The organism is Nocardioides carbamazepini, from assembly GCF_024614185.1.
Taxonomy (GTDB): Bacteria; Actinomycetota; Actinomycetes; order Propionibacteriales; family Nocardioidaceae; genus Nocardioides; species Nocardioides carbamazepini.
In genome coordinates this window covers 213,579-226,328 of sequence record NZ_JAHTLF010000015.1, presented here as the reverse complement: position 1 = coordinate 226,328, position 12,750 = coordinate 213,579, and the positions used below count along the sequence as shown (strand labels likewise).

The window sequence follows — 12,750 nt, the reverse complement described above, 5'->3', positions numbered from 1 at the left end:
CGATCTTGGACATCTGCAGAGAAGGCTGACGCATGGCAACGACGAACGACCTCAAGAACGGCATGGTTCTCAACCTGGAGGGCCAGCTCTGGCAGGTGGTGGAGTTCCAGCACGTGAAGCCGGGCAAGGGTCCCGCGTTCGTCCGCACCAAGCTCAAGCACGTCGAGTCCGGCAAGAACGTCGACAAGACCTTCAACGCCGGCACCAAGGTCGAGACCGCCACGGTCGACCGCCGCTCGTTCCAGTACCTCTACAACGACGGCACCAACTTCGTCTTCATGGACGTGCAGGACTACGACCAGGTCGAGGTGGAGCCCGGCATCGTCGGCACCGCCGCCGGCTTCCTCCTGGAGAACCAGGAGGTCATCCTCGCCACCAACGAGGGCCGCGTCCTCTTCATCGAGATGCCCGCCTCGGTCGAGCTCCTCGTCTCCTACACCGAGCCTGGTGTCGTCGGCGACTCCGCCACCGGCCGCACCAAGCCCGCCACGCTCGAGACCGGTGCCGAGATCCAGGTGCCGCTGTTCATCGATCAGGGCGAGAAGATCAAGGTCGACACCCGCGACGGCGGTTCGTACCTCTCCCGCGTGAAGGGCTGATCCACCTCGTGGGAGCCCGGACCAAGGCCCGCAAGCGCGCCCTCGACGTCCTGTACGCCGCCGACCTGCGCGGCGAGACGGGCGTCGAGGCGCTCGCGCGGGTCGCCGCCGAGGGCGAAGCCCCGGCGAACCCCTACACCGCCGTGATCGTGCGCGGCGTCAGTGAGCGCAACGAGCGGATCGACGAGGTGCTCGAGGAGTTCTCCACGGACTGGAGCCTGGCCCGGATGCCGGCCGTGGACCGCAACGTGCTCCGGATCGGCGTGTGGGAGCTGCTCTGGGCCGACGACGTGCCCGACACGGTCGCCGTCACCGAGGCGATGGGCCTCGTGCGGGAGCTGTCGACCGACGACTCGCCGGCCTTCGTCAACGGCGTGCTCGGCGCGATCCAGCGCCAGAAGGCCACGCTGGTCTGAAGTGTTGCGGTTTGGTCCCAAACCGCAACGAATTGGCTCCCAGACGTGCAGTCTCTGCCCAATCAACGACCCACGGGTCGGCGTCGGACGGACGACGTACGAGCGATCACGTCGCGTTGTTCGGTCTGTTGATCGCGGCCGGGTAGGTCGTTCGGGGATCCGGGGAGTACCCCTAGAGCGCCGCCGCCATGGCCGCGCACGCCCGCAGCCACGACCTCCGGGTCTCCTGGGACAGCTCGGCGTAGGGCACCACCGAACCGGAGACGAGGACGGGGTCGTAGGGGACCCGGTAGACGCCACGGGTCCGCTGCTCGTAGACCTGGACCAGGTCACGGGCGAGCGCCTCGTCCACCTTGGGACTGGGGTCGGAGAGGACGGTGATGGTCTTGTACTTGAGGTTCTCGTGGCCGGCGTCCTGGAGGGCGTCGAGCATCCACAGGCCGCTGTAGCCGGTGTCCTCGCGGACCGTGCTGGTCACGACCAGGAGGTCGGCGGCGTCGGCGGCGGCGAGCCAGTTCTCGGCACGCAGGTTGTTGCCGGTGTCGATCAGCAGGATCCGGTAGAAGCGCTCGAGCAGGGCGTGGACCTCGCTGAAGTCCTTCGCGTGGATGACCCCGGTGACGTCGGGGCGCTCGTCGGAGGCGAGGACGTCGAAGTGGGCGTCGCCCTGCGAGCGGACGAAGGCGCCGAGGTCGCCGATCCGGGACTGGTAGACGTCCTTGAACCGGCCGAGGTCGTCGAGCAGCTCGCGGGTGGTGTTGCGGTGGGTGCTGCGAGCGCCGCGGATCCCCAGCGTGCCGCGCGTCTCGTTGTTGTCCCAGCCGATCACGCCGCCACCGCGGACCGTGCCGAACGTGTAGCCGGCCGCCAGGACGCCGGTGGTCTTCGCCGCGCCGCCCTTGGGATTGACGAACGCGATCGTCCGCGGGCCGTCGAAGTCCTTCTGGATCGCTGCCCGGTCCGCCTCGTAGGCCCGCTCCCTCACGCCCATCGCCGGCTTGAGCAGGCCGCCACTCCAGCGGCGTACCCGCCCGCGCCAGCCCCAGGTCGCCGCGCCGAAGGTCAGCTCCTGGTCACGCCGGTCGAGGAAGTCGGTGGCGGTCATGAACCGTCGCGGCTCGGCCGGTGGCACGGCGACCGGTGGCGCGCTCGGCGGCGGTCCACTCGGCGGCGGGCCACTCGGGGGCGGGCCGACCGGAGCCGGTGCCCCCGCGTGCAGGCCGCGGACCGCCGTGTGCTCGTCCGCCGGTGCCACGGCGACCGGGGGCGAGACCGGCGGCGACACCGGTGGGGGTGTGGACGGGGGCGTCGGACGCTCACCGAGCGGATCGGTGAGCGGATCGAACAAGGGATCGGTCGACGAGTGACTCACGATTACCTCCGAGATAGGCAGCGCTCGCCCGCCAACCTACCCCGGTCCCGCGGCGTCAGGACACGTCCGACAGTGCCGTCTCGATCGCCCTGTGGAAGGTGGGGTACGCGAAGTGCATCCCCCGCAGCGTCGCGAGCGGGACCTCGGCGTGCACGGCCGTCACGAGCATCCCGACGATCTCGCCGCCGGCCGGCCCGACGGCGGTCGCGCCGACCAGCACGCCGCGGTCCAGGTCGGCCACGACCTTGATCAGCCCGTCGTTGCCGACCTGGTGGATCCAACCGCGGCTCGACTCCGGCAGCGCTGCCGTGCCGACCCCCACACGTAGCCCGGCACGACGGGCCTGGTCCTCGCTCAGGCCGACCGAGCCGACCTCGGGGTCGGTGAACGTCGCGCGGGACACGGCGCGGTAGTCGGCCCACGGCCCGTCCTCGCCGGAGAGGTCGCGGATCGCGACGTTCGCCTGGTACATCGACATGTGCGTGAACGCGCCCTTGCCGGTGATGTCGCCGATCGCCCACAGGCCCTCGGCCCCCGCGACCCGCATCCGCTCGTCGACGTCGATCGAGCGGACGGCCGGGTCGACGCCGACGGTGTCGAGCCCCACGTCACCGAGGTTGGTACGACGCCCCGCGGCCACCAGCAGCGTCTGGCTGGCGAGGGACGTCCCGTCGGCGAGGCCGATCCGGAAGGCACCATCGTGGGCGACTGCGGTGACCCCGACCCCGGCCCGGACCGCGATGCCCTCCGCCTCCAGCGCGGCGGCGACCACCGCGCTGGCCTCGGGCTCCTCGGGGCCGAGGATCCGCTCCCCAGCCTCCACGAGGGTGACCTCGACCCCGAACCGGGAGAAGGCCTGGGCCAGCTCGCAGCCGATGGCGCCACCGCCGAGGACGACCAGGCTGGTGGGCAGCTCGCGGAGGCGTACGGCGTCACGGTTGGTCCAGTACGGCGTGTCGGCCAGTCCGTCGATCGGCGGGACGGCCGGCTCGGTGCCGGTGTTGAGGACCACGCCCCGGCGTACGACGATCTCCTGCTCGCCCGCGTCGGTGGCGACCACGACCCGCCCGGGTCCGGCCAGCCGGCCGTGCCCGCGCAGGAACCGCGCGCCGGCCTGCTCCAGCCGCTCGACCGCGACGGCGTCGTCCCAGTCGTCGGTGGCCTCGTCGCGGATCCGGTCTGCCACGGTCGTCCAGTCCGCACGGACGTCCGTCGCGCCGCCCAGCGCCGGCACCCGCCGGGCCTCGGCCAGCGCGTCCGCGGCCCGGATCATCATCTTCGACGGGATGCAGCCGAAGTAGGGACACTCGCCGCCGACCAGGCGGCGGTCGACCCCGATCACGGAGAGTCCGGCCCGCGCCAGCGAGGCGGCGAGGTGCTCACCGCCGGGCCCGAGCCCGATGACGACGACATCGGCTTCCAGCTGGCCTGTCATGGCGCCACCCTGACACACCCGACCTGGCGCGGACCAGCATCAGCGGGCGCCGTCGTTTGGGCACGAACCGCAGTGCCAGGCCGGGAATTGTTGCGGTTTGGGACCAAACCGCATGGCTTCGGGCGGGGGCGGCCCGGATCGGCCCGCCGCGCGCGGGTACCTGGGACGGGATGGCAACCGACGACCGAGAGGAGCCGACCGATGGGTCTCGACGACAAGATGCGCAACCAGGCTGAGGAGAAGGTGGGCGAGGCCAAGGAGGCGGTGGGCAAGGCCACCGACGACGAGGACCTCGAGGCCGAGGGCAAGGTCGACAAGGCCAAGGGCAGTCTGAAGCAGGCCGGCGAGAAGGTGAAGGACGCCTTCAAGTAGGCCTGCGAACGTGTGGGGAGGGGCCCGGGGTCGCCGGGCCCCTCCGGCATGTCCGGCGCTCGAGACGGCCATCGATTGGGCAGAGACCACACGTTCAGGGCCCGACTTGTTGCGGTTTGGGACCAAACCGCAACAAGCGAGCCCACCAGCGGCGCGCCGACCCGGTTCGCCCCGGACGACCGGGAGCCGGTAGAGTCCGGCCTGTTCGACATCCTTTAACGAGCCGTCCTGTGAGGCGGAGAAGGAGGGTCATTCAGTCTTGCCTGCACAGCAGACCCCGAAGGCTCACGATGGCACCGCCAGCGGACGCGTCGTTCTCGACGCCGGCGACATCAGCCGGGCGCTGATCCGCATCTCCCACGAGATCCTCGAGCGCAACAAGGGCGCCGAGGATCTTCTGCTTCTCGGGCTCCACACGCGCGGCGTGCCGCTCGCCCGACGACTGGCGGAGAACATCGCCGCCGTCGAGGGTACGACGGTCGCGACCGGTGAGCTCGACGTCACGATGTACCGCGACGACCTGCGGTCCCACCCCACCCGGGCGCCACATCGCACACAGGTGCCGGCCGGCGGTGTCGACGGCAAGACCGTCGTGCTGGTCGACGACGTGCTCTACAGCGGGCGCACGATCCGGGCCGCGCTGGACGCGCTGTCGGACCTGGGCCGGCCGGCCGTCGTACGGCTGGCGGTGCTGGTGGACCGCGGCCACCGGGAGCTCCCGATCCGGGCCGACCACGTCGGCAAGAACCTGCCGACCGCGCGCAGCGAGCGGGTGAGCCTGCGGCTGGTCGAGACCGACGGCGAGGACGAGGTGCGGATCGCATGACCAGGCACCTCCTCAGCATCGACGACCTGAGCACCGCTGACATCGAGCAGATCTTCACCACCGCGGCCGAGATGCACGACGTCCAGCAGCGGGAGGTCAAGAAGCTCCCGGCGCTGCGCGGCCGCACGGTCATCAACCTCTTCTTCGAGGACTCCACCCGTACCCGCTCCAGCTTCGAGATCGCCGGCAAGTGGCTCTCCGCCGACGTGATCAACCTGTCCGCCAAGGGCAGCAGCGCGAGCAAGGGCGAGTCACTGCGCGACACCGTGCTGACGGTGACGGCGATGGGCGTCGACGGACTCGTGGTCCGCCACGGCGCCAGCGGCGCGGCCGAGCAGATCAGCCGCTGGATCGACGTCCCGGTGATCAACGCCGGCGACGGCACGCACGAGCATCCGACGCAGGCACTGCTCGACGGCTACACGCTGACCCGCAAGCTCGGCTCGCTCGAGGGCAAGCACGTCGCGATCGTTGGCGACCTGACGCACAGCCGGGTCTTCCGCAGCAACATCAAGTGCCTGGCCAAGCTCGGTGCCACCGTCACCGCGGTGGCGCCGCCGACGCTCATGCCGGCCGGCGTGGGGGACTGGTCCAGGACGGCGGGCTTCGCGACGTCGTACGACCTCGACGCGGTGCTCCCCGAAGCCGACGCGGTGATGATGCTCCGCGTCCAGCGCGAGCGGATGAGCGGCGGGTTCTTCCCGACGGCGCGCGAGTACACCGTCGGCTACGGCCTGACCCGCGACCGGCTCGCTGTGCTGAAGCCGGGGACGCCGATCCTGCACCCCGGACCGATGAACCGCGGCCTGGAGATCTCCGCGGACGCCGCCGACGCCATCGACTCGGTCGTGCTCGACCAGGTCTCCGCCGGCGTCGCCGTCCGCATGTCCGTGCTCTACCACCTGCTGGCGGGGGAGGAGACCAAGTGACCGCCTCGATCCTCATCAAGGGTGCCACCCTGCCCGACGGTACGACGACCGACGTCCTCGTGCAGGACGGCACCGTCACCGAGCTCGGCACGCTCGCCACCAAGGCCGAGCGCACCATCGAGGCCGACGGACTGCGGCTGCTGCCGGGCCTCGTCGACCTGCACACCCACCTGCGCGAGCCCGGTCGGGAGGACGCGGAGACGGTGCTCACCGGCTCCCGCGCGGCGGCGGTGGGCGGCTACACCGCCGTCCTCGCGATGGCGAACACCAGCCCGGTGACCGACACGGCCGAGGCGGCCGAGCGCGTCCTCGACCTGGGCCGCGCGGCCGGCCTGGTCGACGTCCAGCCGGTCGGCGCGGTGACCAAGGGCCTGGCCGGCGAGGAGCTCGCCGAGCTCGGCCTGATGGCGCGCAGCCGGGCCAAGGTGCGGGTGTTCTCCGACGACGGCAGGTGCGTCCACGACCCGCGGGTGATGCGCCGCGCGCTGGAGTACGTCAAGGCGTTCGGCGGCGTGGTCAGCCAGCACAGCCAGGACCCGTCGCTGGCGGGCCCCACTGCGTGCTGCCACGAGGGCGAGCTCTCCGGTCAGCTCGGCCTGCCAGGCTGGCCGGGCGTCGCCGAGGAGATCATCGTCGCGCGCGACGTGATGCTGGCCCGCCACACAAGCAGCCGGGTCCACGTCGCGCACGTCTCGACAGCCGGCAGCGTCGAGGTGGTCCGCTGGGCCAAGGCCCAGGGCATCGACGTGACGGCCGAGGTGACCCCGCACCACCTGCTGCTCACCACCGACCTGCTCACCGGCTACGACCCGACGTTCAAGGTCAACCCGCCGTTGCGTCCCGACGAGGACGTCCAGGCGCTGCGCGCGGCGCTGGCCGACGGCACGATCGACGCGGTCGCCACCGACCACGCGCCGCACGCGCGGCACGACAAGGAGCACGCGTTCGTGGACGCGGCGTTCGGCATGCTCGGCCTCGAGACCGCACTCCCCGTCGTCACGACCGTGATGGTCGAGAACGGCCTGCTCGACTGGGCCGGCGTGGCCCGCGTGATGAGCGCGAGCCCTGCCCGGATCGCCGGGCTGGACGGCGCGCACGGCCGCCCGATCGCCGTCGGCGAGCCCGCCAACCTGACCCTCGTCGACCCGGCCGCGAAGGTCGTCGTCGACCGCGCCGCCAGCGTCTCGCTGAGTCGCAACAACCCCTGGCACGACCACTTGCTGACCGGTCGCGTCGTCGCCACGCTCCTGCGCGGCACGCCGACCGTCCTGGAAGGAGCGCTCGCATGAGCACCCCCGCACTGCTCGTCCTCGAGGACGGCCGCACATTCCGCGGCGAGGCCTACGGCGCCGAGGGGGAGACCTTCGGCGAGGCCGTCTTCAACACCGGCATGACCGGCTACCAGGAGACGCTCACCGACCCGTCGTACCACCAGCAGGTGGTCGTGATGACGGCTCCGCACATCGGCAACACCGGCGTCAACGACGAGGACCCGGAGTCCAAGCGCATCTGGGTCGCCGGGTACGTCGTCCGCGAGCCCGCGCGCATCCCCAGCAACTGGCGCTCGCGCCGCTCGCTGGACGACGAGCTCAAGGCTCAGGGCGTCGTCGGGATCTCCGGGATCGACACCCGTGCCCTCACCCGCCACCTGCGCGAGCGGGGCGCCATGCGGGTCGGCATCTCCACGGTCGAGACCGACCCCGAGGCGCTGCTCGCCAAGGTCAAGGCGTCCGCCGAGATGTCGGGCGCCAACCTGTCCGAGGCGGTCTCCACCAGCGAGGCCTACGTCGTGGCGGCGCAGGGCGAGAAGCGGTTCACCGTGGCCGCCCTCGACCTCGGCATCAAGGACATGACCCCGCAGCGGATGAGCGAGCGCGGCATCGAGGTGCACGTCCTGCCCGCCACGGCGAGCATCGACGACGTGCTGGCCGTCGGCGACAACGGCCCCGACGGCCTGTTCTTCTCCAACGGCCCCGGCGACCCGGCGGCCACGACCGGCCAGGTCGCGCTGCTCCGGCAGGCGCTGGAGCGCGAGCTGCCCTACTTCGGCATCTGCTTCGGCAACCAGCTCTTCGGCCGCGCCCTCGGCTTCGGCACCTACAAGCTGAAGTACGGTCACCGCGGCATCAACCAGCCGGTGATGGACCTGACCACCCGCAAGGTCGAGGTCACCGCGCACAACCACGGGTTCGCGGTCGACGCCCCGCGCGACACCCCCACCGAGACGCCGTACGGCGTCGCCACGGTCAGCCACGTCTGCCTCAACGACGACGTCGTGGAGGGCCTCGAGCTGCGCACCGCGGAGGGCCGGCTCAAGAGCTTCTCCGTCCAGTACCACCCCGAGGCCGCCGCCGGCCCGCACGACGCGGCGTACCTCTTCGACCGGTTCCTGTCGCTGATGGAGCGCAGCGAGGAACGACCGGAGCGACTGAAGCGACCATCGAACACAGCGCTGCTGGAGCAGGGAGACACGATCTGATGCCGAAGCGCGAAGACATCAAGTCCGTCCTGGTCATCGGCTCCGGGCCGATCGTCATCGGTCAGGCCTGCGAGTTCGACTACTCCGGCACCCAGGCGTGCCGGGTGCTCAAGGAGGAGGGCCTGCGGGTCATCCTGATCAACTCCAACCCGGCCACGATCATGACCGACCCGGAGTTCGCCGACGCGACCTACGTCGAGCCGATCACCCCTGAGTTCGTCGAGAAGATCATCGCCAAGGAGCGCCCCGACGCGATCCTGCCGACCCTGGGCGGCCAGACCGCGCTCAACGCCGCGATCGCGGCCCACGAGAGCGGCGTCCTCGCGAAGTACGACGTCGAGATGATCGGCGCCAGCTTCGAGGCGATCCACCGCGGCGAGAACCGCGAGCTGTTCAACGCGATCGTCGAGAAGGTGGGCGGCGAGGTCGCCCGCTCGTTCGTGTGCCACTCGATGGACGAGGTCGAGAAGGCCGCCGGCGAGCTCGGGTTCCCGGTCGTGGTCCGCCCGTCGTTCACGATGGGCGGCCTCGGCTCCGGCATCGCCTACGACGCCGCCGACCTCCAGCGGATCGCCGGCGCGGGCCTGTCCGCCAGCCCCACCACCGAGGTGCTGATCGAGGAGTCGATCATCGGCTGGAAGGAGTACGAGCTGGAGGTGATGCGCGACAAGGCCGACAACGTCGTCATCATCTGCTCGATCGAGAACTTCGACCCGATGGGCGTCCACACCGGCGACTCGATCACGGTCGCCCCGGCGATGACGCTGACCGACCGCGAGTACCAGCACCTGCGCGACCTGGCCATCGGCATCATCCGCGAGGTCGGCGTCGACACCGGCGGCTGCAACATCCAGTACGCCGTCAACCCCGCCGACGGCCGGGTCATCGTCATCGAGATGAACCCCCGCGTCTCGCGCTCCTCGGCGCTGGCATCGAAGGCGACCGGCTTCCCGATCGCCAAGATCGCCGCCAAGGTCGCGGTCGGCTACACCCTCGACGAGATCCCCAACGACATCACCAAGGAGACCCCGGCCTCCTTCGAGCCGTCCCTCGACTACGTGGTGGTGAAGGTGCCGCGGTTCGCCTTCGAGAAGTTCCCGACCGCCGACCCGACGCTCACGACCCACATGAAGTCGGTCGGCGAGGCGATGGCCATCGGCCGCAGCTTCACCGAGGCGCTCAACAAGGCGCTGCGCTCGCTCGAGGACAAGCACGCGCCCTTCGACTGGGCGGCGCCGCTGGGCGACAAGGCCGTGCTCCTCGAGCAGGTCAAGGTCCCGCACGACGGCCGCCTGCAGGAGGTGATGCAGGCGATCCGCGCCGGCGCCACCCCGGAGGAGGTGCACGACGCCACCAAGATCGACCCCTGGTTCGTCGACCAGCTGTTCCTCATCGACGAGATCGCCCAGCAGGTGGCCGCGACCGACCTCCTCGACGCCGACGCGCTCCGCGTCGCCAAGCGGCACGGCTTCTCCGACGCCCAGATCGCCGCCATCCGTGGGCTGCAGGAGTCGGAGGTGCGGATCGCCCGGCAGACCACCGGGGTGCGGCCGGTCTACAAGACCGTCGACACCTGCGCCGCGGAGTTCGCCGCGCAGACGCCGTACTACTACTCCTCCTACGACGAGGAGACGGAGGTGCAGCCGCGCCCCGAGGGCAAGCAGGCGGTGATCATCCTGGGCTCGGGACCGAACCGGATCGGGCAGGGCATCGAGTTCGACTACTCGTGCGTCCACGCGAGCCTCGCGCTGGCCGAGGCCGGCTACGAGACGATCATGGTCAACTGCAACCCCGAGACCGTCTCCACCGACTACGACACCTCCGACCGGCTCTACTTCGAGCCGCTCACGCTGGAGGACGTGCTCGAGATCTACGAGGCGGAGCGGGCGGCCGGACCGATCGCCGGCGTCATCGCGACCCTCGGCGGCCAGACGCCGCTGGGGCTCGCGCAGGGCCTGCAGGACGCCGGCGTCCCGATCGTGGGCACCAGCCCCGAGGCGATCCACCTCGCCGAGGAGCGCGGCGCCTTCGGGCGGGTGCTGGCCGAGGCCGGGCTCGTCGCGCCGAAGCACGGCACCGCGGTGTCCTTCGCGGACGCCCAGGCGATCGCGCACTCCATCGGCTACCCGGTGCTGGTCCGGCCCTCGTACGTGCTCGGCGGGCGGGGCATGCAGATCGTCTACAGCGACGCCGCGCTCGAGGCCTACATCGAGACGGCCACGGAGATCAGCCCCGACCGGCCGGTGCTGGTCGACCGGTTCATCGACGACGCGGTCGAGATCGACGTCGACGCGCTCTACGACGGCACGGACCTCTTCCTGGGCGGCGTCATGGAGCACATCGAGGAGGCCGGCATCCACTCGGGCGACTCCTCGTGCGCGCTTCCCCCGATCACGCTCGGCAACGCCGAGATCGGCCGCATCCGCGAGGCGACCGAGGCGATCGCCCGGGGCGTCGGCGTGCGCGGCCTGATCAACATCCAGTTCGCGCTGGGGGCCGACGTGCTCTACGTCATCGAGGCCAACCCGCGCGCGTCCCGCACGGTGCCCTTCGTCTCCAAGGCGACCGGCACCCAGCTCGCCAAGGCCGCGGCGCGGCTGATGCTCGGGGAGTCGATCGCCCAGCTGCGTGCCGGCGGGGTGCTCCCGGCCGAGGGCGACGGTGGCACCCTGCCCGCCGACGCGCCGATCGCGGTGAAGGAGGCGGTGCTGCCGTTCAACCGGTTCCGCACCAAGGACGGCCAGTTCGTCGACACCGTGCTCGGCCCGGAGATGAAGTCGACCGGCGAGGTGATGGGCTTCGATGCCGACTTCGGCACGGCGTTCAGCAAGTCGCAGGCCGCGGCGTACGGTCCGCTGCCGACGTCGGGCAAGGTCTTCATCTCGATCGCCGACCGCGACAAGCGGACCATGGTGTTCCCGGCCCGGGTGCTCGTCGACTACGGCTTCGAGATCCTCGCCACCCAGGGCACCGCGGAGGTGCTGCGTCGCAACGGCGTCCAGGCGACCGTCGTCCGCAAGCACTTCGAGGGCACCGGCCCGGGCGGCGAGCCGACGGTCGTCCAGATGATCCTGGACGGTGAGATCGACCTGATCGTCAACACCCCGCACGGGGCGACCGGCGGTGGCGACTCCCGGGTCGACGGCTACGAGATCCGCTCGTCGGCGGTGCTCACCGGGACGCCGTGCATCACCACCGTGCAGGGTCTCGCCGCCGCCGTGCAGGGCATCGCCGCCATGCGCGCGGGATCGATCGGTGTGCGCTCGCTGCAGGAGTGGAACCGGGCCGCCGAGGCCGCCCGGTGACGCTCTACGACAAGGTCTTCGACCACGTCCTGGTCCGGATGGGCGCCGAGCGGGCGCACCACCTGACGTACGACGCGCTGCGGGCCGGCGGTCCCGTGCTCTCGCGGATCCCGATCCCGGGCGGCACGCCCGTCCGCGCGATGGGCCTGACCTTCCGCAACCGGCTCGGGCTCGCGCCCGGCTTCGACAAGAACGCCCAGGTCTACGACCGGATGGGCGCGTTCGGGTTCGGCCACGTCGAGATCGGCACGGTCACCGCGCTGGCCCAGCCCGGCAACCCCCGGCCCCGGCTCTTCCGCCTCCCGGAGGACCGGGCGATCGTCAACCGGATGGGCTTCAACAACGACGGGGCCACGGCCGTCGCGGCGCGGCTGGCCACGCGCCGGCGCGGCGACCTGGTGCTCGGGGTCAACATCGGCAAGTCCAAGGTCGTCCCCGACGACGACCAGGCGGCGGTCGAGGCCGACTACGAGACCTCGACCCGGCTGCTCGCCCCCCACGCGGACTATCTCGTTGTCAACGTCAGCTCGCCGAACACGCCGGGGCTGCGCAACCTGCAGGCGGTCGAGAAGCTCGCGCCGCTGCTGGGCCACGTGCGCCGTACCGCCGACGAGGTGACCGCCGCCCCGCTGCCGCTCCTCGTCAAGATCGCCCCCGACCTCTCCGACGACGACGTGCTCGCGGTCGCCGACATGGCGCTCGACCTCGGCCTGGCCGGGATCATCGCGACGAACACGACGATCTCCCGCGAGGGGCTGCGCACTCCGGCGGCGAAGGTCGAGGAGATCGGCGCGGGCGGTCTGTCCGGGGCGCCGCTGACCGAGCGCTCGACCGAGGTGCTCCGCCTGCTCCGCGGCCGGGTCGGCGACCGGCTCACCCTGATCGGCGTCGGCGGCATCGGCACGCCCGAGCAGGCCCGCGCGCGGGTCGCGGCCGGCGCCGACCTGGTGCAGGCCTACAGCGCGCTCATCTACGGTGGCCCGATGTGGCCACGCCGGATCCTGAAAGGTCTGTGAG

General features: G+C 71.3%; 11 protein-coding genes. 9 read left to right on the top strand and 2 right to left on the bottom strand.

Annotation, left to right across the window (positions count from 1 at the left end; translation table 11 throughout):
• Nucleotides 1-32: 32 nt before the first annotated feature.
• Both efp and nusB read left to right on the top strand, forming a co-directional pair.
• Complete coding sequence (gene efp, locus KVF89_RS11005; protein WP_257425610.1) at nucleotides 33-599, top strand: elongation factor P; 567 nt, start codon at nucleotides 33-35, stop codon at nucleotides 597-599.
• A gap of 8 nt (nucleotides 600-607) precedes the next feature.
• The gene (gene nusB / locus KVF89_RS11000) at nucleotides 608-1,015 is read left to right on the top strand and encodes a transcription antitermination factor NusB (RefSeq protein WP_257425609.1); all 408 of its coding nucleotides are present in this window, start codon (nucleotides 608-610) and stop codon (nucleotides 1,013-1,015) included.
• Between the two features lie 172 nt (nucleotides 1,016-1,187).
• Here nusB and KVF89_RS10995 read toward each other — a convergent pair whose 3' ends face one another.
• Nucleotides 1,188-2,387 carry a MinD/ParA family ATP-binding protein gene (locus KVF89_RS10995; RefSeq protein WP_257425608.1) on the bottom strand — a complete coding sequence of 400 codons (1,200 nt, stop codon included), beginning with the start codon at nucleotides 2,385-2,387 and terminating at the stop codon, nucleotides 1,188-1,190.
• 55 nt (nucleotides 2,388-2,442) lie between these two features.
• The gene (locus KVF89_RS10990; protein ID WP_257425607.1) at nucleotides 2,443-3,822 is read right to left on the bottom strand and encodes a dihydrolipoyl dehydrogenase family protein; all 1,380 of its coding nucleotides are present in this window, start codon (nucleotides 3,820-3,822) and stop codon (nucleotides 2,443-2,445) included.
• A gap of 201 nt (nucleotides 3,823-4,023) precedes the next feature.
• Between KVF89_RS10990 and KVF89_RS10985 the strand changes: the two genes are divergently transcribed.
• The 7 genes from KVF89_RS10985 (at nucleotide 4,024) to KVF89_RS10955 (ending at nucleotide 12,749) form a co-directional block, all read left to right on the top strand.
• A complete protein-coding gene (locus KVF89_RS10985) occupies nucleotides 4,024-4,194 on the top strand; it encodes a CsbD family protein (protein WP_257425606.1) in 171 nt (56 codons plus the stop codon).
• A 259-nt stretch (nucleotides 4,195-4,453) separates the two neighbouring features.
• Nucleotides 4,454-5,020 carry a bifunctional pyr operon transcriptional regulator/uracil phosphoribosyltransferase PyrR gene (gene pyrR / locus KVF89_RS10980; RefSeq protein ID WP_257425605.1) on the top strand — a complete coding sequence of 189 codons (567 nt, stop codon included), beginning with the start codon at nucleotides 4,454-4,456 and terminating at the stop codon, nucleotides 5,018-5,020.
• The gene (locus tag KVF89_RS10975; protein WP_257425604.1) at nucleotides 5,017-5,949 is read left to right on the top strand and encodes an aspartate carbamoyltransferase catalytic subunit; all 933 of its coding nucleotides are present in this window, start codon (nucleotides 5,017-5,019) and stop codon (nucleotides 5,947-5,949) included. The genes pyrR and KVF89_RS10975 overlap by 4 nt, the downstream gene beginning before the upstream one ends.
• Complete coding sequence (locus KVF89_RS10970; RefSeq protein ID WP_257425603.1) at nucleotides 5,946-7,238, top strand: dihydroorotase; 1,293 nt, start codon at nucleotides 5,946-5,948, stop codon at nucleotides 7,236-7,238. The genes KVF89_RS10975 and KVF89_RS10970 overlap by 4 nt, the downstream gene beginning before the upstream one ends.
• A complete protein-coding gene (gene carA, locus KVF89_RS10965) occupies nucleotides 7,235-8,428 on the top strand; it encodes a glutamine-hydrolyzing carbamoyl-phosphate synthase small subunit (RefSeq protein WP_257425602.1) in 1,194 nt (397 codons plus the stop codon). Before KVF89_RS10970 ends, carA begins: the two co-directional genes overlap by 4 nt.
• The gene (carB, locus tag KVF89_RS10960) at nucleotides 8,428-11,733 is read left to right on the top strand and encodes a carbamoyl-phosphate synthase large subunit (protein WP_257425601.1); all 3,306 of its coding nucleotides are present in this window, start codon (nucleotides 8,428-8,430) and stop codon (nucleotides 11,731-11,733) included. Before carA ends, carB begins: the two co-directional genes overlap by 1 nt.
• Nucleotides 11,730-12,749, top strand: a complete 1,020-nt coding sequence (locus tag KVF89_RS10955; RefSeq protein ID WP_257425600.1) for a quinone-dependent dihydroorotate dehydrogenase — start codon at nucleotides 11,730-11,732, stop codon at nucleotides 12,747-12,749. The genes carB and KVF89_RS10955 overlap by 4 nt, the downstream gene beginning before the upstream one ends.
• Nucleotide 12,750: the final 1 nt, after the last annotated feature.

Excerpts from the sequence above, each read along its gene's own strand:
- KVF89_RS10990 (WP_257425607.1), bottom strand. The coding sequence starts at position 3,822 with ATGACAGGCCAGCTGGAAGCCGATGTCGTCGTCATCGGGCTCGGGCCC.
- KVF89_RS10985 (WP_257425606.1), top strand. The coding sequence starts at position 4,024 with ATGGGTCTCGACGACAAGATGCGCAACCAGGCTGAGGAGAAGGTGGGC.
- efp (WP_257425610.1), top strand. The coding sequence starts at position 33 with ATGGCAACGACGAACGACCTCAAGAACGGCATGGTTCTCAACCTGGAG.
- KVF89_RS10975 (WP_257425604.1), top strand. The coding sequence starts at position 5,017 with ATGACCAGGCACCTCCTCAGCATCGACGACCTGAGCACCGCTGACATC.
- carA (WP_257425602.1), top strand. The coding sequence starts at position 7,235 with ATGAGCACCCCCGCACTGCTCGTCCTCGAGGACGGCCGCACATTCCGC.
- carB (WP_257425601.1), top strand. The coding sequence starts at position 8,428 with ATGCCGAAGCGCGAAGACATCAAGTCCGTCCTGGTCATCGGCTCCGGG.